At 39.2% G+C, this 24,120-nt stretch carries 20 protein-coding genes; 13 read left to right on the forward strand and 7 right to left on the reverse strand.

What is annotated here, in order from left to right; translation table 11 throughout:
- Nucleotides 1–12: 12 nt before the first annotated feature.
- Together IL355_RS08885 and IL355_RS08890 are read right to left on the reverse strand one after the other, a co-directional pair.
- Complete coding sequence (locus IL355_RS08885; RefSeq protein ID WP_192461808.1) at nucleotides 13–972, reverse strand: lytic transglycosylase domain-containing protein; 960 nt, start codon at nucleotides 970–972, stop codon at nucleotides 13–15.
- Nucleotides 973–1,015: 43 nt separating this feature from the next.
- Nucleotides 1,016–1,678, reverse strand: a complete 663-nt coding sequence (locus IL355_RS08890) for an alpha/beta hydrolase (protein ID WP_192461809.1) — start codon at nucleotides 1,676–1,678, stop codon at nucleotides 1,016–1,018.
- Between the two features lie 165 nt (nucleotides 1,679–1,843).
- Here IL355_RS08890 and IL355_RS08895 point away from each other — a divergent pair, with 165 nt between their 5' ends.
- Nucleotides 1,844–2,137, forward strand: a complete 294-nt coding sequence (locus IL355_RS08895) for a GNAT family N-acetyltransferase (protein WP_192461810.1) — start codon at nucleotides 1,844–1,846, stop codon at nucleotides 2,135–2,137.
- Between the two features lie 68 nt (nucleotides 2,138–2,205).
- Here IL355_RS08895 and mtaB read toward each other — a convergent pair whose 3' ends face one another.
- From mtaB to IL355_RS08910, 3 genes are all read right to left on the reverse strand, one after another.
- Nucleotides 2,206–3,534 carry a tRNA (N(6)-L-threonylcarbamoyladenosine(37)-C(2))-methylthiotransferase MtaB gene (mtaB, locus tag IL355_RS08900; protein ID WP_192461811.1) on the reverse strand — a complete coding sequence of 443 codons (1,329 nt, stop codon included), beginning with the start codon at nucleotides 3,532–3,534 and terminating at the stop codon, nucleotides 2,206–2,208.
- A gap of 117 nt (nucleotides 3,535–3,651) precedes the next feature.
- Nucleotides 3,652–4,827 (reverse strand): GlmU family protein, encoded by a 1,176-nt coding sequence (locus IL355_RS08905; protein ID WP_192461812.1) that lies wholly within the window; start codon nucleotides 4,825–4,827, stop codon nucleotides 3,652–3,654.
- A gap of 170 nt (nucleotides 4,828–4,997) precedes the next feature.
- The gene (locus IL355_RS08910; protein ID WP_187455799.1) at nucleotides 4,998–5,270 is read right to left on the reverse strand and encodes a type B 50S ribosomal protein L31; all 273 of its coding nucleotides are present in this window, start codon (nucleotides 5,268–5,270) and stop codon (nucleotides 4,998–5,000) included.
- Between the two features lie 176 nt (nucleotides 5,271–5,446).
- Here IL355_RS08910 and IL355_RS08915 point away from each other — a divergent pair, with 176 nt between their 5' ends.
- From IL355_RS08915 to IL355_RS08950, 8 genes are all read left to right on the forward strand, one after another.
- Nucleotides 5,447–5,968 carry a DUF4199 domain-containing protein gene (locus tag IL355_RS08915; RefSeq protein WP_192461813.1) on the forward strand — a complete coding sequence of 174 codons (522 nt, stop codon included), beginning with the start codon at nucleotides 5,447–5,449 and terminating at the stop codon, nucleotides 5,966–5,968.
- Between the two features lie 41 nt (nucleotides 5,969–6,009).
- Nucleotides 6,010–6,984 (forward strand): glycosyltransferase family 2 protein, encoded by a 975-nt coding sequence (locus tag IL355_RS08920; RefSeq protein WP_192461814.1) that lies wholly within the window; start codon nucleotides 6,010–6,012, stop codon nucleotides 6,982–6,984.
- 32 nt (nucleotides 6,985–7,016) lie between these two features.
- Nucleotides 7,017–8,726, forward strand: a complete 1,710-nt coding sequence (locus IL355_RS08925) for a phospho-sugar mutase (RefSeq protein ID WP_192461815.1) — start codon at nucleotides 7,017–7,019, stop codon at nucleotides 8,724–8,726.
- Entirely contained in the window at nucleotides 8,726–10,549 is a 1,824-nt protein-coding gene (locus IL355_RS08930; protein WP_192461816.1) for an ABC transporter ATP-binding protein, read from the forward strand. Before IL355_RS08925 ends, IL355_RS08930 begins: the two co-directional genes overlap by 1 nt.
- A gap of 72 nt (nucleotides 10,550–10,621) precedes the next feature.
- On the forward strand, nucleotides 10,622–11,164 hold the full coding sequence (locus IL355_RS08935; protein WP_192461817.1) for an RNA polymerase sigma factor: 543 nt from the start codon (nucleotides 10,622–10,624) through the stop codon (nucleotides 11,162–11,164).
- A 33-nt stretch (nucleotides 11,165–11,197) separates the two neighbouring features.
- Nucleotides 11,198–11,713: a hypothetical protein gene (locus IL355_RS08940; protein ID WP_192461818.1), complete on the forward strand. Its 516-nt coding sequence runs from the start codon at nucleotides 11,198–11,200 to the stop codon at nucleotides 11,711–11,713.
- A gap of 100 nt (nucleotides 11,714–11,813) precedes the next feature.
- On the forward strand, nucleotides 11,814–12,149 hold the full coding sequence (locus tag IL355_RS08945; protein ID WP_192461819.1) for a hypothetical protein: 336 nt from the start codon (nucleotides 11,814–11,816) through the stop codon (nucleotides 12,147–12,149).
- Between the two features lie 114 nt (nucleotides 12,150–12,263).
- A complete protein-coding gene (locus IL355_RS08950) occupies nucleotides 12,264–12,611 on the forward strand; it encodes a DUF6515 family protein (protein ID WP_192461820.1) in 348 nt (115 codons plus the stop codon).
- Nucleotides 12,612–12,659: 48 nt separating this feature from the next.
- Here IL355_RS08950 and IL355_RS08955 read toward each other — a convergent pair whose 3' ends face one another.
- Nucleotides 12,660–13,688, reverse strand: coding sequence for a WD40/YVTN/BNR-like repeat-containing protein (locus tag IL355_RS08955; RefSeq protein ID WP_192461821.1), 1,029 nt, complete (start codon nucleotides 13,686–13,688; stop codon nucleotides 12,660–12,662).
- Nucleotides 13,689–13,767: 79 nt separating this feature from the next.
- On the opposite strand from IL355_RS08955, the gene IL355_RS08960 reads away from it, so the two are divergent.
- From IL355_RS08960 to IL355_RS08970, 3 genes are all read left to right on the forward strand, one after another.
- Nucleotides 13,768–14,979 carry an RsmB/NOP family class I SAM-dependent RNA methyltransferase gene (locus IL355_RS08960; RefSeq protein ID WP_192462120.1) on the forward strand — a complete coding sequence of 404 codons (1,212 nt, stop codon included), beginning with the start codon at nucleotides 13,768–13,770 and terminating at the stop codon, nucleotides 14,977–14,979.
- Nucleotides 14,980–15,206: 227 nt separating this feature from the next.
- Nucleotides 15,207–18,902, forward strand: a complete 3,696-nt coding sequence (gene purL / locus IL355_RS08965; protein WP_192461822.1) for a phosphoribosylformylglycinamidine synthase — start codon at nucleotides 15,207–15,209, stop codon at nucleotides 18,900–18,902.
- A gap of 3 nt (nucleotides 18,903–18,905) precedes the next feature.
- Nucleotides 18,906–19,361 carry a GNAT family N-acetyltransferase gene (locus IL355_RS08970; protein ID WP_192461823.1) on the forward strand — a complete coding sequence of 152 codons (456 nt, stop codon included), beginning with the start codon at nucleotides 18,906–18,908 and terminating at the stop codon, nucleotides 19,359–19,361.
- A 51-nt stretch (nucleotides 19,362–19,412) separates the two neighbouring features.
- On the opposite strand, the gene IL355_RS08975 is transcribed toward IL355_RS08970, so the two are convergent.
- On the reverse strand, nucleotides 19,413–22,013 hold the full coding sequence (locus IL355_RS08975; RefSeq protein ID WP_192461824.1) for a T9SS type A sorting domain-containing protein: 2,601 nt from the start codon (nucleotides 22,011–22,013) through the stop codon (nucleotides 19,413–19,415).
- Between the two features lie 243 nt (nucleotides 22,014–22,256).
- Between IL355_RS08975 and IL355_RS08980 the strand changes: the two genes are divergently transcribed.
- Nucleotides 22,257–24,029 carry an AMP-dependent synthetase/ligase gene (locus tag IL355_RS08980; protein WP_192461825.1) on the forward strand — a complete coding sequence of 591 codons (1,773 nt, stop codon included), beginning with the start codon at nucleotides 22,257–22,259 and terminating at the stop codon, nucleotides 24,027–24,029.
- Nucleotides 24,030–24,120 lie beyond the last annotated feature (91 nt).

The raw sequence follows: 24,120 nt of genomic DNA on the forward strand, positions 1-24,120 counted from the left end.
ACAATATTAAACTTATTTTGCACCCTTGTAATATCCTTTATATGGTATTTCTACCGTATACTTTTTACGGGAACTATTATTCAAGTGAGGTTCCCTAAGCCATGGATTATGGCGTTTTAATATTTTATAATTGATTTCATATTTCTGGGCAAAATCTGCAAAACTTAATACGGGCTCATCAACCTGCACCTTAAAAGTTGGCACAGCCTTATACATATCCTTCTCCTCAACTACAAAACCATATTTCTCCGGATGGCTCAAAATCTCTTTGATAGCCATGATTCTAAAAACGTATCTACCGGTCTCTTGCCCCAAAAGCAAATCATAGTAGTCCTCTACCTGCTGTATACCTAGATACTTGCTAATAGCGCCAGCCCCAGCATTATAGGAAGCCGCCGTTAACGTCCAGCTACCATATTTTTTATAATGCCTGTTTAAATACTCACAAGCTACCTCAGTTGCCTTTTCTAAATGGTATCTTTCATCCACGTTAGAATTGACCTCTAATCCATATTCCCTACCCGTAGCTTTCATAATCTGCCAAAAACCGGTGGCTCCTGCATGGGAAACAACGTTTTGAAGACCGCTTTCGGCAACTGCCAGATACTTAAAATCATCAGGTATGCCATTTTTGGCCAAAATAGGTTCAATTATGGGAAAGTATTTATGGGCTCTTTTTATTAGTAACAAAGCATTGGATTGCCAATAGGTGTTTACTAAAAATTCACGATCAATTCGTTCCATAATTTCCGGGTCATCTTGAGGGACTACCTCACCGGCAAAGTTCAAATCTTCGGGAATATCAATAGCAGATATCCTATAGGAATCAGCTACATTCTTATCCACATCGTTTTCGACCACATCTTGGCCCGCATCCCTTTGAGGCTCTACATTGCTTTGTACTGCAAAAATTAATGTGCTAACCACAAAAAATACCCCTAGCAGCATCAAAGCGTTCTTTAATATCTTCATTTTTCTAATTGATTGTTTATCAAAGTTACTACTTACAACTCTTTTATTGCAAAATAATTGTAGGCAAGTTCTCATTAAACCACTTGGCCCTATGAATAATCATGGTATGGGTCCCATTTTTGACCTTTATGCAGTTTTTAATGTTCTTGATGGGAAACACCGGATCTTTCTCTCCATGGATATGCACCATTTCAGCTGGAAAATCCTTTGCCCGCCAATGAACGATTTTATCCAATGACCAATCTATATAATATTTATCGCGAACGGATAAATATTCTTCATATAATTTCAACCGTTCAGTTACCTTCTCCCCAAAGGCATATTTGGCCATTAATTCCACATTGTTCACTAATCCCGTAGGCAATATTTTATGGGCTCCGGTATATTTTGCCCACCTCATTCTTCTGGGAAGTTCCCGTGCCGATTTAACGCTAGAAACTACCACCACCATTTTCACCGGTTGAAATCTTGCCATTTCCTGTACCAACATGCCACCAAATGACACTCCCAACAAAACTGGGTTTTGATGAATTATTTGTTCGTTCATCTTTTTAGCATATGCCTCTAATGACATATTTTTTTCTGGTACGAACCACTCCAAAAGATGAAGTTTGAACTTTTCCGATGGCAATGAAATATTCTTAAAAATAGATGGATTGGCTGCCATACCCGGCATGCAGTAAATATGTGTTATTTCATCTATCATTTGCTTTAATCAACGAATTATTAGGATTTTAACATATATTTCACTACTTTTGTCACTGTCTTTGGGGTAACTCAAACGTTTACGTAACAAAAGCAAATGTAAATAAAATTACGATGGTTCATATCGTGATTTTTTTATCTACTGCAACTACAAAAATCAAACTATATGAATGAAGTAGAAATTAACGACAATAGTTTCCTGCGCCAGTTCGAAACTAAAGTCAATGGTCAATTGGCCAAAATTGAATACTCTTCTCAAGAAAGAAAAGTGTTCTTGACAAAATTGGTAATCCCTGAAGAAATTACCGAAGACGGTTTTAAGGAAGATTTTATTAAGTCCGTTCTTAACCACATTCAGGAGCAAAACCTAAGAGTTGTTCCTACTAGCCCACAAATTGCAGGATTTTTGAGAAAAAACAGACAGTACAAAGAAATGTTGCCGGTAGGCATTAGAATCTAACAGGCTAGAACCTTATTAAAAAAACCCGCTAAAAGCGGGTTTTTTTATGTTCTTAATCTCAATTTCTTTTAGGCGAATAGTGCTTCCCTAATAAAATTAAACCTCACTAGACCACTTTCATCAATCTCAGTAAGCTCTACCTCGTGAAGGGTATTGACCAATTCCGGGTTCCAAGGGGCCATAACCTTCACATAGTTTTCCGTGAAGCCATGAATATAACCTTCCTTATTTTCACCTTCAAAAAGTACGGTTCTTTTTGTACCTATCTGACTTTCGTAAAAAGCCCTGCGTTTTTTAGCAGAAAGACCTCGTAACATCTTACTTCTCTTTTGTCTTACTTTTTTAGGCACAGCACCTTCCATAATGGCTGCCGGGGTATTTTCTCTTTCTGAATACGTAAAAACATGGAGGTAAGAAATATCCAGATCATTGAGAAAATGGTACGTCTCCAAAAAATCCTCTTCCGTTTCCCCTGGAAAACCAACAATAACATCTACCCCAATACAGGCATGCGGCATGGTCTCCTTTATCCTTTCTACGCGATCTACATAAAGGCCACTTAGATATCTACGACGCATTTTCTTTAAAATGTCATCACTACCACTTTGCAACGGGATATGAAAATGGGGAACAAAAGAATCACTATTGGAAACAAAATCGATTGTTTCGTTTTTTAACAGGTTTGGTTCTATGCTTGAAATTCGCAATCTATGGATTCCCTCCACTTGATCAAGGGCCTGTACCAATTCTAAAAAGGTATGTTCATGCTTTTTGTTTCCAAATTCTCCCTTTCCGTAATCTCCTATATTGACTCCGGTAAGCACGATTTCCTTGATACCTTTTTCCGAAATCTCAGAAGCGTTTTTTAGAACATTGGATAAGGTATCACTTCTTGAGATACCTCTTGCCAAAGGAATGGTACAATAAGTGCATTTGTAATCACAACCATCCTGTACCTTTAGAAAAGCCCTGGTACGATCCCCAATGGCATAACTTCCTACATAGAAATCCGCATCTTCAATTTCACAGGAATGGACCTCTCCAAAATCATTCTTGGACAAATCATTGATATAGTCGGTAATCTTGAACTTTTCAGTAGCGCCCAAAACTAGGTCCACCCCATCTACGGCAGCAAGTTCTTCGGGCTTTAATTGGGCGTAGCACCCAATGGCAGCAACAAAAGCTTCGGGATTTACTTTTTGAGCCTGTTTTACAATCGTTTTGAAGCGTTTATCCGCATTTTCCGTAACGGAACAAGTGTTGATAACGTACATGTCCGCTTTTTCCGAAAAATCGACACGATCAAACCCTTCCTCTGTAAAACCCCTTGCGATTGTGGAGGTTTCAGAGAAGTTCAACTTACAGCCCAATGTATAAAAAGCTACTTTTTTCTTCATAGGTCCAATTTCCTAAAAAGGGCTGCAAATATAATCAGAATAAATGTTTAACCCCAAACATCGGGTACCATATAGACCAAAACATAGAAACCTCGGTTATTTCGAAGTACGTTTAAATCAATAATTTCTCCACTTTTTAGTAAGTTCAAAAACGTGCTCCAATATATTGGCATCCTCAACGGTAAATTCAACATTTCTCCTAGCCATCATGACTTTGGCGGCTTCAAAGGCCTTCTTTGTACTGTATGTAGTAAAACCAGAGGCTCCGCCCCAACTAAAACTAGGAACAAAATTACGAGGAAACCCGGGTACGTAAATATTACAGTTTACCCCAATGACCGTTCCTGTATTAAACATGGTATTAATGGCGGTTTTACTATGGTCTCCCATCATTAAGCCACAAAATTGCAAACCTGTTTGCTCAAACCTTTCGGAGGCATAATTCCATAACCGGACTTTAGCATAATTATTCTTTAAATTGGAATTGTTACTGTCCGCCCCAATATTGCACCACTCGCCTAGAACTGCATTTCCTAAATAACCTTCATGCCCTTTACTGGAATACCCAAAAATGACCGAATTACTTATTTCCCCACACACCTTTCCGTAGGGGCCCACCGTGGTAGCCCCATAAATTTTTGCGCCCATTTTAACAACGGCATTGTTTCCAAGGGCAAAAGCACCACGTATAAGGTTTCCTTCCCAGATTTGGGAATCTTTCCCTAAATAGATAGGACCGTCAGTGGCATTAAGAATGCTATGTTCAACTTGGGCACCTTCCTCCGCAAATATTCGTTCTGGATGTATTAGAACGTTTGTAGTACTTATAGGAGCACTTTCCCTATCCTCGGTCAACAGGTCAAAATCTTCCTGGATTGCTTCGGCGTTTTTAGAAAAAATATCCCACGTATTAATAACTCGTAAGGAATCGCCTTCATATTCTATTGCCTTATAAGATGCTAAATCAACATCATCCTGCGTATCCTTTGTAAAAAATGCAATGACCTCCTCACCTTGAAAAATGGCCTCTCCTTCTTTTAAACCTTTGACCAATTCTACCAATTCTCCATTGGGCAAAAAAGAAGAGTTGATCAAAATATTTTCCTCCATTTCAACCATTGGATACTTTTCCGAGAGATAATCTTCCGTAATGGTAGTAGTGGTATAACCCAAATACTTTTCCCACTTTTCCCGTATGGTAAGAATACCGATTCTAATATCGGCAACCGGTCTTGTAAAGGTAAAGGGAAGCAGATTATCCCTTACTGTACCATCAAAAAGTATGTAGTTCATTCGTTTTATTTTCGATAAAATTAAGTAATCTAATCACGATGAACTTTTTAAATTATTGTTATCTGTACAAAAATTATTAAGCTATCCTGATTTAAATTAGGGCATATGTAATATAGAAAACAAAAACGCCCCCAATAATGGAGGCGTTCTGTTTATCTAGGAAAGCAAGCTTATTTCTTTTCAGCAGCTGGCTTTTTCTTAAATTTCTCGTATTTGCTTTTGAACTTATCAATACGTCCTGCAGTATCCAAGAATTTGGCCTTACCAGTGTAGAACGGATGAGAAGTTCTGGAAATTTCTAATTTTACCAAAGGATATTCAACACCATCAACTTCAATGGTCTCTTTGGTATTAGCTGTAGATTTGGTTAGGAACACGTCATCGTTTGACATGTCTTTAAAGGCTACCAACCTATAATTTTCTGGGTGTATGTCTTTTTTCATCTTATTAAAATTTTACGCACCCATTCCGACAGGCACTCATTTTAAGGCTGCAAATTTAGACATTTTTGAATAACCAACAATTTATTTCCAAAAAAAGAAATAAAAAAGTCTATCTTTAAATGTAACAAAAATCTAAACTCCCCTACAAACGGAAAACAACCTAAATAAAAAGTAAAATGGAAGAAAATCTACCCAAGCCAGCTAAATTCTCCCTAAATTATGGATTGATCACTGGAGGAATAGGAATTATTTTTGGCATCATGTTATACACTATGGACATGCACTATGAGAGAGGCATGGCCGTTCAAGGAACCCAAATAGCCATACTTGCTGCCGGTGTCATCCTAGCCATTGTTCAATTCAAGAAAGCGAACCTAACTTTTTTAACGTTATCCGAAGCCCTAAAAATTGGCGCTGGTGTTGCTTTAATTTCCGGAATTTTGGGTATTATCTACTTTTTTGTTTTTTCAAACTATGTTGAGCCAGATTTTATGGACAATATGTATGAGATTGGTAAACAACAAGCCTTGGCAGACAATCCTAAACTTACCCCAGAGCAGATAGACCAAGGCATAGAAATGCAGAAGAAGTTTGCATGGATATCCTACCCGATCATTATCATTTTCAATGTCATCATTGGTTTGGTCATAGGTTTAATTACGGGTCTAATTCTTAAAAAACAAAAGCCTGCGTATTAACTGCAAAGTTGTACTTTTGGGCAGACCTATAGAATAATTGCATGGATCTGTCCATAATCATACCTCTCCTTAACGAGGAAGAATCACTTATTGAACTTTATGACTGGATTGCAAAAGTGATGCGATCTAACGGGTATTCCTATGAAATAATTTTTATTGATGATGGGAGTACGGATAGTTCTTGGGCTAAAATAGCTGAAATTTCTTTACAAGATTCACAAGTTAAAGGTATTAGATTTGTAAAGAATTTTGGCAAATCGCAAGCCTTGCACGCCGGTTTTAAAGCGGCCAAGGGCAGGGTCGTTATCACCATGGATGCCGATCTACAGGACAATCCGGAAGAAATACCTGAGTTGTACCGCCTCATAAACGAAGAAAATTACGATTTGGTTTCAGGGTGGAAAAAGAAAAGATTTGATTCCGTTTTATCTAAAAATTTACCTTCCAAACTATTCAATTGGGCGGCCAGACAAACCTCTGGTGTGCAACTCAATGATTTCAATTGTGGATTGAAGGCCTTTGATCAACGAGTAATTAAAAGCATTGAAGTTTCGGGAGAAATGCACAGGTATATTCCAGTATTGGCCAAAAATGCAGGCTTCAGTAAAATTGGGGAAAAAATAGTGCAGCACCAGGCTAGAAAATATGGAAAGACCAAGTTTGGTATGGAGCGATTTATTAATGGATTTTTAGATTTACTTACCATTTGGTTCGTATCCAAATTTGGAAAGCAACCCATGCACCTATTTGGTGCCCTAGGTGTACTTATGTTCATTGTTGGGTTTGGCTTTGCTCTCTATTTGGGTATCGATAAGCTTTTTATAAATCCCACGGGAAGATTGATAACAGACCGTCCACAATTTTTCATTTCCTTGACCGCCATGATTTTAGGAACACAATTATTTTTAGCAGGTTTTTTGGGTGAAATGTTAATCCGTTCCAAGAAATACGAGAGCCGGTATAATGTTTCCGAAGAAATTAACTTTCAGCCCAAGGAAAATCAATATTCTTCTTAAATTTAGATACTAAAAATCACGAACTATATACTATGGATGCCATTTTAAACACTGCCAAAAGTTGGCTTACAGACTTCTTTGACCCTGAAGTAAAACAGGAAATTCAAGATCTTATTGCAAACGATACCGAAGAGCTAAAAGACCGTTTCTATAAAAATATGGAGTTTGGAACTGGTGGTATGCGCGGTATAATGGGCGTTGGCACCAATAGAATCAATAAATATACCTTAGGCAAAAGTACACAAGGGCTAAGCAATTACCTTAAGAAAGTGTATGAGGGAGAAGATATTAAAGTGGTAATCGCTTTTGATTGCCGTAATAATAGTGACACCTTGGCAAGAACTGTTGCAGAGGTGTTATCTGCCAACGGTATTAATGTGTACCTATTCTCAAGTTTAAGAACCACCCCAGAATTATCTTTTGCCGTGAGACACCTTGGTTGCCATGCGGGAATAGTGTTGACGGCATCCCACAATCCACCGGAATATAACGGCTATAAAGTGTATTGGACTGATGGAGGGCAAATTGTACCCCCACAGGATGGCGAAATAATTTCTGAAATCAATGCGTTGGCCTATGAAGATATCAACTTCAACGCCAACGATTCCTTGATTCAATTAATAGATAAAGAGGTAGACGAAGCTTTTTTTGAAGCCTCGGTAAAAAACGGAAATTTCAATGCCCCAGGAAAAGATGAATTTAAAATCGTTTTCACATCGCTACACGGAACATCTATTACCGCTATACCGGAAGTTTTAAAACGTGCCGGTTATAAAAATGTAACTATTATTGAAGAACAAGCGGAACCCAATGGTAATTTTCCAACGGTGAAATCTCCTAACCCTGAAGAGTCGGAAGCATTATCCATGGCCATTAAAAAAGCCGAAGAGATTGGTGCGGATATGGTTGTAGGTACCGACCCTGATAGTGACCGTTTAGGAATTGCCGTAAGAAATTTGGACGGAGAAATGGAAATTGTGAATGGCAACCAAGCCATGATACTGATGACCAAATTTCTTTTGGAACAACAAAAAAACAAAGGATTTAAGGGTAATGAATTTGTAGCGACTACGATTGTTTCAACCCCTATGATGGAAGCCATGGCAAAGGCCTATGGTGTAGAATTTAAAACGGCCCTGACCGGATTTAAATGGATCGGTAAAATGATCAAGGATTTTCCACAATCACATTTTATTGGAGGTGGAGAGGAAAGTTTTGGTTATATGGTAGGCGATTTTGTCAGGGATAAAGATGCCGTTACCTCTACCCTATTGGCCTGTGAAATAGCCTCCCAAGCTAAGGCAAATGGTAGTTCATTCTATAAAGACCTTATTCAATGCTATGTTGATTACGGTTTTTACAAAGAAAAGTTGATATCCATCACCAAAAAAGGTATGAGCGGTGCCGAGGAAATTAAGCAGATGTTGAAGGACTTTAAAGAAAATCCCGTTTCCAGCGTGGCAGGTTCCAAGGTAAAATGGATCGAGGATTATAATACCAGTATTGCCAAAAATGTGCTTACGGGAGAGGAAAAATCCATAGACATTCCAAAATCAAATGTGCTTATTTATGAAACGGAAGATGGTACCCGAATCGCTGCCAGACCTAGTGGAACGGAACCTAAAGTGAAATTTTACATTAGCACGAATGCAAAATTGGTCCAAGCGGCCAATTTTAAAAGGGTTTCCGCTACTCTGGATGATAAAATCAATACCATATTGGGAGAATTGAACCTCGGTTGATGGAGTATTTTAAAAAAATCCTTCGGTTTGCAAAACCTTACAGCAAATACGGGTATTTAAACATTTTTTTCAACATCCTATATGCCTTGTTTAGTGCACTTTCTTTTGCTGCACTGATTCCAATGCTAGACGTGTTGTTCAAGCCTGAAAATAGAGTCACTGTAGAGCCCGTTTATACGGGCTTCAGTGATATTAAGGACTATCTACAAGCCTATATCAACTTTAGGGTCACGGAGTATTCCGGTGATGATGAAATGAAAGGTTTGATATTGGTAATTGGACTGGTTTTGGTGCTTTTTTTACTAAAGAATTTCTTTAACTATTTGGCAATGTACTTTATAACCTTTCTTAGGAATGGGGTTTTAAAGGACATTAGGAACAAAATGTACAGTAAGATAGTTGAACTTCCTATTTCATTTTATTCTGAAAAACGTAAAGGTGATGTGATTGCCAGGATAACTTCGGATGTTCTGGAGATTCAGCATTCATTTTTGTCCATTTTGGAACTCATAGTGAGAGAACCCTTGACCATCCTTTTCACCATATTAATTATGTTTGGTATAAGTACCAAACTCACCCTTTTCGTTTTCATTTTCATACCTATTGCCGGGGCTATAATTTCCAGAATTGGAAAATCTTTAAAAAAGAAATCGGATAGGGTCCAAAGGGAGCAAGGTGAATTCCTATCCATTGTGGAAGAAACCCTAGGAGGTCTCAGAGTAATCAAAGCCTTTAATTCAGAATCCTACTTTTACCGTCTTTTTGATAAATCTACCACGCGCTTTTTTAGATTTTCAAATACGTTATTGAACCGTCAAAATTTGGCCTCCCCAACCGGTGAATTTTTGGGAATATTGGTAATAGGGGTCTTATTGTGGTTCGGGGGAAAAATGGTGTTGGTAGAAAAAACACTGGATCCTTCGTCCTTTATTGCCTATATGGGTTTGGCGTACAATATTCTCACTCCTGCAAAGGCTATCAGCAAGGCTTCCTATGGTGTTAAAAAAGGAAACGCCGCTGCAGAAAGGGTATTGGAGATTCTGGAAACAGAAAACCCCATTTCAGATCGACCCAACGCAATTGAGAAAAGTTCATTTGAGAAGGGCCTACATCTTAAAAATGTTTCCTTTAAATACGAGGATGAATTCGTTCTTAAGAATTTTAACCTTACCATTCCCAAGGGGCATACGATAGCCTTGGTAGGTCAATCGGGCAGTGGAAAAAGTACCATTGCCAATTTGGTAACCCGTTTTTACGACGTAAATGAAGGGGAGATTTCTCTGGATGATCAAAATATCAAAGACATTACCAAAAAGTCCTTGCGCTCATTACTTGGCCTTGTCACACAAGATTCTATTCTATTTAATGATACCGTAGCCAAAAATATCTCCTTAGGAAAGGAAAATGCCTCTGAGGCCGAAATTATGGAAGCGGCAAAAATTGCCAATGCCCATGATTTCATTATGGAACTTCCAAACGGGTATAATACCAACATTGGGGATAGTGGCAATAAATTGAGCGGTGGGCAAAAGCAACGCCTTTCCATAGCCCGTGCCGTTCTTAAAAACCCACCGATTATGATTCTGGACGAGGCTACATCGGCCCTTGATACAGAAAGTGAGCGATTGGTACAGGACGCGTTGGAAAAAATGATGCAGAACAGAACATCCATTGTAATAGCCCATCGTTTGTCAACGATTCAAAATGCCAATACCATTGTAGTGCTTCAAAAGGGTGAAATTGTGGAACAGGGCACGCATCAGCAGCTCATGGAAAAAGAAGGGGTCTACAAAAAACTGGTGGCCATGCAGTCATTGGGTTAGAATAAAATTCGACCCGCCCATTAAACCTTTGCTTTTAAAAAAAGTCCAACCTATATAATTAAGCCTTTTAATTTGGTTACGGAAGAAACCTTAGTGCATCAATTACAACAAAAAGAAAGCCTATCAGAAGCTTTTGAGGTCTTGGTAAATACCTATAAGACCCAATTGTATTGGCATATTAGGCAAATTGTAATGAATCATGATGATGCGGATGATGTGCTACAGAATACTTTTATAAAGGTGTATAGGAATATTGACGGATTTAAGGGCGAAAGCAAACTTTATTCTTGGATGTACAGGATAGCTACCAATGAGGCCTTGTCATTCTTAAAAAAGAAAGCCCGCCGCGGCGGTTTAACGGATGGGGAGCTTCAGGAGCAAATCGTCCAAAATTTAGAGGCGGACGTATATTTTGAAGGAGACGAAATACAGTTAAAATTACAACAAGCCTTGGCCACTTTGCCCGAAAAGCAAAAATTGGTTTTCAATATGAAATATTTTCAGGAAATGAAATACGAGGAAATTTCTGAAATTCTAGAAACTTCTGTAGGAGGCCTCAAGGCAAGCTATCATTTAGCGGTTAAAAAAATTGAAGCTTTTTTAAAAACCGATTAAACCTTTTAAGGTTTTGAATGTCAAATAAAAGCAATGGACCAGAACTCAAAAAATAATCCTTTTAAAACGCCCGAAAACTATTTTGGGAGTTTTGAAGACCGCCTTAAAGAAAAAATTTCAGAAGGCCAGCCTAACTTTCCCGTGGAGGAGGGTTTTGGTGTACCCAAGGGTTATTTTAATGACATTCATTCGCGGGTCATAGAGAAGATGGAAGTTTCTGATCCTAAAGTCGTTAAGCTTCCTCTTTTTAAAAACTACTATTATTTGGGAGCTTCCATTGCCGCCGTTCTAATTGTTGCCTTGGCCATCAACTTAGGTCTGAACAAGAAGCAACCTACTTTTGATGATTTGGCGCACTCTGAAATAGAAGCCTATTTTCAAAACAATGATATTGGCATTACCAGTTATGAACTGGCCGAAGTAATACCCGTAGACCAATTGGAAGTTTATGATATTGTTGAAGATCAATGGGGCGATGAACAAATGGTAGATTACCTCAATGAAAATATTGAGGATTTTGAATCACTTAATCTCGAATATGATGAATAAAAGTATAATCAAAGTTCTATTTACTGCTTTTATCTTAGTCAGTAGCCTCACTTTTGGTCAATCTAAAAAGGACAAGATCAAATCTTTAAAAGTGGCTTTTATGACAGAAAGACTTGACCTTAGCAGTAAGGAGGCACAAGAATTTTGGCCCTTGTACAATAAATATGAGGAAGACCGAAATGACTTAAGAAGAAAGCAACACGAAGAAATTAGAACGAAAATTAGGAACGTAAACGACATTTCCGAAAAGGAAGCCAAAGAATTGCTGGATCGGTATTTGAAGTATGAACAAGATGAAGAAAAAGTAGAAAAGCAATTTTTGGAATCGGTTAGCAAAGTAATATCTGCCCGTAAAACAATGCTTTTGTTACGCTCAGAAGAAGAGTTTAAAAAAGAACTGATAAAAAGGTACCACGAGCGCAGAGGCAATAGATAGCGAGAAAAAAATTTCGATAAACAACACGTAAAAAGAGGCTTTAAGCCTCTTTTTTCATTAAACCACTAGCCTATTTCAAAGTCTTATTTATAGAAACCTTTAAAATTAGAGACTATGAGAAATCTTAAATTTTTACTACTGTTGGCATTGATTTTAACTATGAGTAATCAATCTTTTGCTAATTCAACCGCCACAAGCGTTGAAAATGTAATTACTAGGGTAAGCCCTAGAAGTACTACTAATATAATTGTATTCAAAGGGAAAAAATATCAATTTAAAAATGGAAATTGGTATGTAACCAGAGGAAGAAAGTTGGTGGTGGTTCGGCCACCAATAGGAATAAAGGTAAGAACATTACCCAGAACACATAGAGTTGTTTTGGTAAAAGGAAAAAAACGCTATCTATCCAATGGTATCTACTACAAGAAAAGAGGAAGAAACTTTGTAGTTGTCAAAATCTAATAAGACAGGTTATAGATTCTGGGACAAGTAGTACGCTGCTTGTCCCTTTTATTTGAAAACCAATTTGGCTATTCTATTTTTTCCTGCCGCATAGGCCACAGAATCATTTAAAAACCGTAGGGTATACAACTCTTCATTGGAGAGTTTTTTCCAATGCTTCCCTTGATCGGATGTATAGCTGATACCGGTAAAACCAAGAGCCACCATCTCCTTACCGTCAGAATTAGGTACAAATTGCACACAGCTTTTGTACGGCGGCTCCTCTCCATTAGCCATTGATTCCCAAGTTGTACCTCCATCAAACGTAATGGCCTTATTTGCCTGGTCACCTTCAGGTTTGGTGTAATCTCCCCCAAAGGCAATGCCCAGTTTTTCATTGTAAAAGTCCATGCTGTAAATTCCCTGAGTTGGCTCCTCAGCGGCTATCGGAGTAGTTTGAATGTTCCAAGTTTTACCCTTATCCGGAGAAAAATAAATTCTTCCTGCCGTTGTAGCAACCCAGGTAGTATTTCCCCAAATAGCAATATTTGTATTACTGGCCGCAAAGGCTCCTTCCCCCTCTATTGCCTTTGGTAGCAAATCACAATTCAATTTCTTCCAAGTTTCTCCGCCATCCCTAGTAATGATTATACTTAAACAGCCATCCATACTATCGCCTATGGCAATACCTTCCAAATCGTTCCAAAACTGCATGGCATCATAAAATACCGACGCTCCCTCTTCCTTGTACATCAATTCCATCTTTCCCTTGTTACCCGTTTTGTACAACAAAGCCGGATTGGAAACGGAAAGCATAAAAAAATCGGTAGTTGTATGGGCTATTGCCCTAAACTCAGGCAAAAGGCTATCTTCCTGCATCACATTGGTCCTCACGTTGCCATTTCGTAAATCCACAGTTCCAAAAACACCTTTGTTTGCTGCAAAAGCCAAACTGTTTCCCATAATTTCTATGGCCCTCACACTTATAGAGTCTTGATATAGATTAGAAACCGTGACGGATGAAAACGGAGTTCTCTCTTCCTTTTGAGAACAGGAAACCAAACATAAAAGCAGGATTAAAACGATTCGTATTCGCATGAACATAAAATTTCTCAAAAATACAGGGATTCCGCACGAATACAATACCTTTGCACCCATCTTTTTAGAACCGTACACCATGAGACTACACAGAAATCTTGTCTTCGCAGTAATCGATGCGCTTAATCTAATTTTCAATGAAGGGGAATATGCGGATAAAGTAGTACAGAAAGTACTAAAGTTTGACAAGCGTTGGGGATCAAGGGACCGTGGATTTATAGCGGAAACCACTTATGAAATGGTCCGTTATAAAAGGTTGTACGCAGAGATTGCCGGTGTAAAAGCCCCCTACAACAGACCGGAACTTTTTAGAATGTGGGCTGTTTGGGCCGTTTTAAAAGGTATTACCTTGCCCGATTGGAAGCAAATAGAACCCACTCCAGAAAGGCGTATAAAAGGAAAGTTCGATGAGCTTTCTAAAATCAGGAAATTTAGGGAGGCCGTGCCGGACTGGATAGACGATATATGCGAAAAAGCTCTTGGAGATAAACTTTGGACCAAGGAAATAGCAGCCCTAAATGAGCAAGCGGAAGTTATCCTAAGGACCAATACCTTAAAGATTACAAAGGAAAAACTGCGCAAGGAACTATTGAACGAAGGCATTGTTGCAGAACCTATTAAGGGGTATCCCCTAGCTCTAAGACTACCGGAGCGAGCCAATGTATTCGTAACCGAATCCTTTAAAAAAGGCTATTTTGAGGTTCAGGATGCCTCTTCGCAACTGGTTTCTGAACTTTTGGATGTACAACCAGGGCAACGCGTGGTAGACACCTGTGCCGGCGCCGGTGGTAAATCGCTTCATTTGGCCTCTTTGATGGAAAACAAGGGGCAATTGATCTCTATGGATATTTACGTAAGTAAGTTAAAGGAATTGAAACGAAGGGCCCGTAGAAACGGCGCCCACAACATTGAAACCCGTGAGATAGATTCCACCAAGGTGATTAAAAAGCTTTATGGAAGCGCGGACCGGGTTTTGATAGATGCCCCTTGTACAGGCTTAGGAGTTATTAGAAGAAACCCGGACACTAAATGGAAATTGCAACCAGATTTTTTGGATAAAATAGTAAAAACACAATCCGAAATTCTGGAAAGCTACAGTCGCATAGTAAAACCCAAAGGAAAGATGGTATACGCCACCTGTTCCATATTGCCACAAGAAAATAGCAATCAAATACAGTCATTTTTAAATTCAGAGGCGGGCAAAGACTTTAAATTGACTCAAGAAAAGAACATTTTCGCCTCCAAAAGTGGTTTTGACGGGTTTTATATGGCCCTATTGGAAAAAAACTAGTATTTAGGTTATTGCTCTTGGCTTTATTTGGGGTTAACTAAATCATGCGTTATAGCAGATATACGTCCAATGGCAATCCCTTGCTGCGTATAACACATAAGCGGACAAAGCCGCCTGCCCAAAGTAATCAACAATAAAGGGCTTATTCTGTTAATTATTCTCTGCGCTAAATTTGATGAAAAGCTGTAAATTTGTGCTTTTCAAAAACCTATCAATCTAGATAATCAATGGTTCTTTTTTTCGGTGATTCCAGTACCAAGATTTTTGCTGTTCAGACTTCCAGCGAACTCAATCAAGAAGACATAAACAAATTAGTTTGGTTGTTTGGCAACCAACCCCTTATACAAACGGCGTCTGTAGACGCCTTTTTTGTTGGCCCTAGGGCTGCCATGATTACCCCATGGAGTACCAATGCCTCGGAAATTACCCAAAACATGGGTGTGAATGGAGTTATCCGTATTGAGGAATTTCAGGCAGTAGCGGAAAACTTTAGTGATTTTGACCCTATGCTGTCACAAAAATACAATGGGTTGGGTCAAGAAATTTACACTATTAATGTTACGCCAAAACCCATTTTAGAGATTAAGGACATTGCCGCCTACAATGACCAAGAAGGTTTGGCGCTTAGCGATGAAGAGGTAGCCTACCTCAACGATCTTTCACAGAAAATGGGCAGAAAACTAACGGATTCCGAAGTTTTTGGTTTCAGTCAGGTGAATTCCGAGCATTGTAGACATAAAATATTCAATGGTACTTTTATTGTAGACGGAGAAGAAATGCCTTCTTCCCTATTTAAGCTGATAAAGAAAACATCACAGGAAAACCCTAATGATATTGTTTCGGCCTATAAGGACAATGTGGCCTTCTTAAAAGGTCCTAAAGCCATCCAATTCGCGCCCAAAACAGCCGATAAGCCCGATTTTTACGAAGAAAAAGAGTTTGAATCGGTTATTTCCTTAAAGGCAGAAACCCATAATTTCCCAACCACCGTTGAACCTTTTAACGGAGCTGCCACCGGTTCTGGAGGAGAAATCAGGGATCGACTTGCCGGAGGAAAAGGCTCCCTCCCCTTGGCAGGCACCGCCGTTTACATGACCGCTTATTCCCGTTTGGAAAAAGAAAGGCCTTGGGAAAAAGCGATGCCGGAACGTGACTGGTTATACCAAACCCCAATGGACATACTTATTAAGGCATCCAACGGTGCATCAGACTTTGGAAACAAATTTGGGCAACCCTTAATTGCTGGATCCGTTCTTACTTTTGAGCATGATGAGAATACGGACCCAACGGTAGAAAAAGCCAGAAGATTGGGGTATGATAAGGTAATTATGCAAGCCGGTGGAATTGGGTATGGAAAAACGGAGCAGGCTATTAAGGACCAACCCAAAGAAGGGGACAAAATTGTTATTCTTGGTGGTGACAATTACAGAATAGGAATGGGCGGAGCAGCCGTTTCCAGCGCGGATACGGGAGAATTTAGTTCTGCCATAGAGCTGAACGCCGTACAACGTTCCAATCCTGAAATGCAAAAAAGGGCCGCCAATGCTATTCGTGGGATGGTGGAAAGCGATAAAAACCCCATTGTTTCCATTCATGACCATGGTGCAGGAGGTCACCTCAACTGCTTGTCGGAATTGGTTGAGGAAACCGGTGGAAAAATAGATTTGGACAAATTGCCAGTGGGCGACCCTACCCTATCTGCCAAGGAAATTATTGGTAACGAATCACAAGAACGTATGGGATTGGTTATCGGCAAAAAAGATGCGGATTTGCTTCAACGAATAGCGGAAAGGGAACGCTCACCTATGTATGAAGTGGGAGATGTTACTGGTGACGACCGTTTTACCTTTGAATCCAGCACCACAAGCGAAAAGCCAATGGACGTAAATCTTTCCGATATTTTTGGAAGCTCGCCAAAAACCACTTTGGAAGATACTACCGTTAGCCGAAGCTACACAGAGCCAACATATTCATTGGAATTCTTTCATGATTACCTAGATCAAGTGCTTCAGTTAGAAGCTGTCGCCTGTAAAGACTGGTTAACAAATAAGGTAGACCGTTGTGTAGGTGGGCGTGTAGCCAAACAGCAATGCGCCGGTCCTTTACAGCTACCTTTAAACAATGTAGCCGTAATGGCTTTGGATTTTAAAGGAAAGGAAGGGATTGCCACTAGTATTGGCCACTCCCCTATTTCCGGGCTTATTGATCCCGCAGCGGGGAGTAAAAACAGTATTGCCGAAGCTTTGACCAATATTATCTGGGCTCCCCTAAGAGAAGGCTTAAATTCCATTTCCCTTTCTGCCAACTGGATGTGGCCCTGTAAAAACGAGGGCGAAGATGCCCGTTTATACAAAGCTGTAAAGGCTGTTTCAGAGTTTGCTATTGAATTGGGCATCAATGTGCCAACGGGTAAGGATTCGCTTTCCATGAAACAGAAATATAAAGATGGGGATGTTATTTCTCCGGGAACCGTAATTATTTCGGCAGCAGGTCATTGCAATGATATTAATAAGGTGGTAGAACCTGTTCTTCAAAAAGACGGTGGTGCCATTTACTACATCAATTTATCCCAAGATGCCTATAAATTAGGGGGCTCCTCTTTTGCTCAAGTCAAAAACACGATTGGAAACCAAGCCCCTAGCATAGCGGATGCGGCCAATTTTAAAAAGGCCTTTAATGCCGTACAGCAATTGATAAGGGACAGAAAAATTATTGCGGGCCACGATGTGGCTTCTGGGGGACTGATCACCACTTTATTGGAAATGTGTTTTGCCGATACCGATTTAGGAGCACAAATTGACTTAACGGACTTAGGAGAACATGATTCCATAAAATTATTGTTTTCGGAAAATGCGAGTATCGTTTTTCAGGCCGAAGATGATAGTGTGGAAGCTTACTTGAAAGACTTGGACATTCAGGTACAAAAAATTGGACATGTGGTTTCCGAAGGTACGTTGACCATCCGTAACAACGGCATGGAAATGGGACTTAACATTTCTTCCTTAAGGGATACGTGGTACAAAACATCCTTCCTTTTAGATCAACAACAAACTGCCAATGGTCTCGCCCAAGAACGTTTTGACAACTATAAAAATCAGCCATTATCCTATAAATTCCCGGCTACTACAAGCATTGACCTAGAAAACTACACCTCCTTTACCGGGGAAAGACCAAAGGCCGCAATCCTCAGGGAAAAAGGAAGTAATTCTGAAAGAGAAATGGCGAATGCAATGTACTTGGCGGGTTTTGATGTCAAAGACGTACACATGACCGATTTAATATCCGGTAGGGAAACCTTAGAGGATATTCAGTTTATTGGAGCCGTAGGTGGATTCTCAAATTCTGATGTTTTAGGCAGCGCCAAGGGTTGGGCCGGCGCCATCAAATACAACGAAAAGGCCAATACGGCCATTAAAAAGTTCTTTGAAAGACCGGATACGCTGTCCATTGGAATCTGCAACGGTTGTCAATTGTTCATGGAATTGGACCTTATCAATCCAGAACATGACAAACACGGAAGAATGACCTACAATGAGAGCCATAAACACGAAAGTAGCTTTACATCGGTAAAAATTCAAGAGAATAATTCGGTTATGCTTTCCAGCTTGGCAGGCACTACTTTGGGGGTGTGGATTTCTCACGGAGAGGGTAAATTTAGCCTTCCACAATCTGAAAATCAATACGCCATTGTGGCAAAATACGGTTATGAAGGCTATCCTTCCAATCCTAATGGTAGCGATTTTAATACCGCTATGCTCTGTGACAAAACGGGGAGGCATTTGGTAACCATGCCACATATAGAACGTTCTATCTTCCCATGGAACTGGGCGCATTATTCCAGACATAGAAAGGATAAGGTGAGTCCTTGGTTAGAGGCTTTTGTAAATGCCAGAAAATGGGTAGATAAGCAAAATAAAAAGTAAGAAGTGTATAAAATTAGGCGTGCCACCCGAAAAGATGTTCCTGAAATTATAGCTCTTTTAGCCAATGACAAACTAGGAGAATTACGGGAAAATTTTAAGGACCCGCTACCCGAAACCTATTATACTGCTTTTGAAAAGATACAGGCAGATGCAAATCAACATCTAATGGTTTTGGCGGATGCAAAAGGTTCCGTTATCGGAACACTTCAATTAAGCTTTTTACAATATTTGACTTATCAAGGCGGTATAAGATCGCAAATTGAAGCGGTTAGAGTACATCCCCATCACCGTGGAAAAGGATTAGGAAGACAACTTTTTGAATGGGCCATTGAGTTTGCCGAAAAAAATGGGGCGCACTTAATACAACTTACCACAGATAAAAAAAGACCTGAAGCACTAGCGTTCTATAAAGAATTAGGTTTTACTGCAAGTCATGAGGGAATGAAACTGCATTTTTAATGCCCCAAATACAGTTCCATTCCCTATGCTTTACAGGGGTGTGGGCCCAATTTACTTAATCATAATCTTATTGCTCCAAATCTTTTCATTGGAACTACTAAGCTTATAAAGGTACAGTCCAGGGGAAAGGCTATTCTTTTTAATTGTTATTCTATTTTGACCTTTTTGAGTGTCTCCTGTTTGATTGCATTGAGACATTTTCTTACCTGTAAGATCAAATATTTCTAAAGTATACGTACCAGCGTTATCCTCAAAGAAATAAAGGCTTGCTTCTTCTTTTACCGGGTTTGGATATAATAAGGACTCATTAGTGTCTTCTAGTACAAAAAGAGCTTCTTTTTCTTTATTATTAAAGGTAACATTGGAAAGTTCCATTTCCTTATTTTCCTCAACACCATTTTTGGCCACCAAATTAAAGTTGATTACTTTAATATTACTAAAGTCAGTACTTCCAGAATCACCGGTAAAGTCTGCTGCCGCCAAGAGATAATTTTCAGTCTCGGAAGTCAACGCAACCTCGGTTTCAAAAATTTGACCATTACCTTTGGTAATCTTGACCTCTAAAGTACCCGTTCCCTGTGCATCAAATGAGAGTTTGGAATAATTGGAAAGATCAACTGCTGCAAATCTTGGACTTAGAGCCCTATATACCCCAATATAGCTAGAAGTCTTGCCGCTCAAGGAAATATTTCTTTCTATGGGATAGCCATCTTCCATATAGGGATCGGTACTTTCTTTTACCTCGTACTCACTTACAGTAGTACCTACGGCCGAAGCATCTAGCCCCCAGGGAGCATCCGCTACAAACAAATCATCCGGGGTGCCTCCTTTAACGTTGCTTATCCTAAATCCAAAATCAAAAATATTACCCGTTTTCAAAGAAACGGAATCCAAATACCCCTCAATAGGTGTTGCAAAAGACATAGTTTCCGTACCCATAGTTTCGGTCCTCTTGATTCCACCTTCCAAGTCTATTCCTCCTGCTCTATTGTTATTCACCAAACTTAAAATAACTTCACCTTTGGCATATTTTGCAGATTTTACAAAAACGGGAGGTGGTGTAGATCCTTTGTAAACATTTATGGCCGCATTGGCTTCCAATAGATTGAGGATTTCATCGGCCAACGCCAATAGGTCATCCACGGTATTGGACCAGATTTGAAAATTATAATATGCGGTATCGCTCGGGTACATATCAATATTCCAATGGGATTCAATGACAAATTCATTATCCCCATTCAACCTAGCGGAAAAGGACAAAGCAAATTCTGTATTTCCATCAGGCTGTTTTATGATTGATTTTATGAAATCTTTTTCCCTTAATTGAATATTGGATACAGAAAGTAGTTGAGCTCCCAAGAAACGGTCACAAATAAATTTACTGTGTTCATAAACTTTATTCTCGGTCTTAATGACCATTAGCGCTCCAATATTATTTGTGTCCTTTAAATAATCAACTGAATAAATATCCGAAGCATTGGTAAGATTCAATAAATCTGCGGGGGAGGATTCTATGGTACTGGTTTCGCCAATGATGTCCAAAGGAACCAGATCAGCAAGAGGAATGGCATCAGCACTATTTTTCCCGGTTTTCCCGTACAACGTGCCTTTCTTTAGGACCTTGGCACTTAACTTGTCGAATTTATAATTCGTGGAAGCCCTATTGTAATTTCTTTGATTAATTAAGGACGATAACCTATCGTTACTTTCCAAACCACCATCATTGGCACCGGAAGTGAGTGTTATTTCCGGACAGGCGGCAATACCTGAACAAGCGGGATCGTCACAATCGGTCAATCCGTCTCCATCATCATCCAATCCATTTAAACAATCTTCTTGAGGAACAGGAGCGGTTGGACACCTTGCTCCATCGTTTAATGAGGAAGCCGGTCCAAAAGCAAAAATGTTGGATTGCATAACTCCGTCAACCAATATGTTATGTACCTCATTGATCTTATATACAGATCCTGTTTGATTTGCGGAAACATAAAAATTACCGTCCACATCAAAATATACGGCTCCAAATGTGTAATTCAATCCAGATAAGATGGGTACAATCCCTAAAGGTAAAACCGCTCCTGTTTCCACATTGATACGGTAAAGAATGTTAGATCCTTTCTCCACAGAATACAGCATACCATCCACAGCATTAAAGGCCCAATCATGTATATTTATGTTCTGGCTTAAGGTGGTGGCACCCACATATTCCAAGTAATTATTGGATTCTGGATTTAAATCCACCGCATAAAATGTAGAGGAACCTGACCTGAAGTAGTAGATTCCGTCAATGGAAATATCACCTACATATTTATTGTTACTGTCCGGTAATTCGGGAATGTTATAAATATCAGTGGTAAAATTTTTACCAATTCTAACAATGGACTTACTTGGAGAAGAAAGATATCCCCAGATATAGCCGTCAGCAGAATTATAAGCCGCTGCGTTTATGTTTCCAGAAGTTACATTTTCTGCAACCATATAGGCACTACCGGATGCCAAATCAACTGCATAGATGTCGTTATATTGGAATAAATAGGCATTGTAGTCACAGAGGAAAGGTTCCGATTGTGCTTGCAAACTAAATGTTGTAACTACTAAAATTAGTTGGGTAAGGATGTTAGACCTTGTTTTAAGTAGGTAAAGGTTCTTCATAATTATCATTATATAAAGTACGAAATTACTACTATTATATATGTATTTTCCTACTTTGTTGTGAAATGAATATTTTTGTAGGTGAATGCCAACTATCTATGGATAAGTGGTTTTCAACGAGTAATGGAATTTTAGCACCACCTGAAATATGGATTATTCATTATAATTGCATCTCTATTGAAAATATCATTTTAAAATACCGTTCGCTTTTCATAATTTGCAACAGCTTAACTCAAGCCTACTATGAAAGAAATCACTCGACTATTTGACTTTCCTTACTATCAGTTGGAGAAGTTCAACTTGGAAAAATCATTGGTAACCAAAGTTAACGGTGTATGGAAGTCTACATCTACCAAAGATTATATTGATCAGGCCAACGCCATGAGTAGGGCATTATTAAAAATGGGTATAGGCCCCAATGACAAAATTGCGGTCATTAGCATGACCAACAGAACAGAGTGGAACATTATGGATATAGGAATTTTGCAACTTGGGGCGCAAAACGTACCTATCTATCCCACTATTTCAGAAGAGGACTACGCTTATGTCCTTAACCATTCTGAAGCAAAGTATTGTTTTATATCATGCGATGAAGTACATCAAAAGGTTAGTGCCATTCGAGATCAAGTGCCGCACTTGAAAGAAGTATTCTCTTTTGATGAATTGTCCAATTGTAAAAACTGGAAAGAGGTTTTAGAAATGGGAGCGGATAAATCCAATCAAGATGAAGTTGAAAAATTGAAGGATGCCGTTAAGCCTACAGATTTAGCTACCCTAATTTATACCTCGGGAACTACCGGAAGACCTAAAGGTGTAATGCTTTCGCATCAGAACCTTGTTAGCAACGCCATAGAAAGCTCTAAACGGTTTCCCATTGAAGATGGCAAAACTAAATCATTGAGCTTTTTGCCCTTGTGCCATGTGTATGAGCGCATGCTTATTTATCTATATCAATATCGTGCGGTTACTATTTATTACGCCGAATCACTTGATAAAATTAGTGAAAACCTAAAGGAAACCGGTCCGCATGTAATGACAGCGGTACCCCGTCTACTTGAAAAAGTATACGACAAGATATTGGCGAAGGGCACCGAGCTAACCGGTATCAAAAAGAAACTCTTCTTCTGGGCCATTGAAATAGGATTACAGTATCAACCTTATGGAGAAAATGGCTGGTGGTACGAACAAAAACTTGCCATTGCCAGAAAGTTAATATTTAAAAAATGGAAGGAAGGACTTGGTGGCAACCTCCATTTGATTGCATCTGGTAGTGCCGCCTTACAACCCAGACTGGCCAGAATTTTCAATGCAGCCGAATTTGGATTGATGGAAGGATACGGATTAACCGAAACCTCTCCCGTTATTGCGGTAAATGACATGCGTGACGGTGGATTTAAGATTGGCACCGTTGGCAAACCTATAGGCCAAACCGAAGTTAAGATTGCCGAAGATGGCGAAATCTGCATAAAGGGTCCACAGGTCATGATGGGTTATTACAAAGACCCGGAAAAAACAGCTGAAGTTCTAATTGATGGCTATTTTCACACAGGCGACATTGGAGAAGTGGACAGCCAAGGTTTTTTGAAGATTACCGACCGTAAGAAAGAAATGTTCAAAACTTCAGGTGGAAAATATGTGGCACCCCAACTATTGGAAAACCGCTTCAAGCAATCTCGTTTCATAGAACAGATCATGGTAGTTGGTGAGGGCGAAAAAATGCCTGCAGCCCTAATTCAACCAGATTTTGAATATTTAAACGAGTGGGCAAAGAACAATAATATTACCATTCCTGAAAATTCGGATATTATTTTAAATGAAAAGGTTCTGGAGCAATTCCAAAAAGAAGTGGATGATGCCAACGAAAAGTTTGCCAAATGGGAAAAAGTAAAACAATTTAGGCTAACACCAGATGTATGGAGCATTAGCGAAGGTCATCTCACCCCCACCATGAAACTCCGTCGAAAAATAATAAAAGAGAAGTATCACACTCTTTACAATGATATTTACGGTCACTAGACACTTCTAGAAGTAAGCTACTTACCTCTTAATAAAAAAGTATTTTTTTGATTCAAGGGAAGCTATTTTTTTACAAATTTATTATGCATGC

The sequence above is a fragment of the Euzebyella saccharophila genome, from assembly GCF_014855495.1.
GTDB lineage: Bacteria > Bacteroidota > Bacteroidia > Flavobacteriales > Flavobacteriaceae > Euzebyella > Euzebyella saccharophila.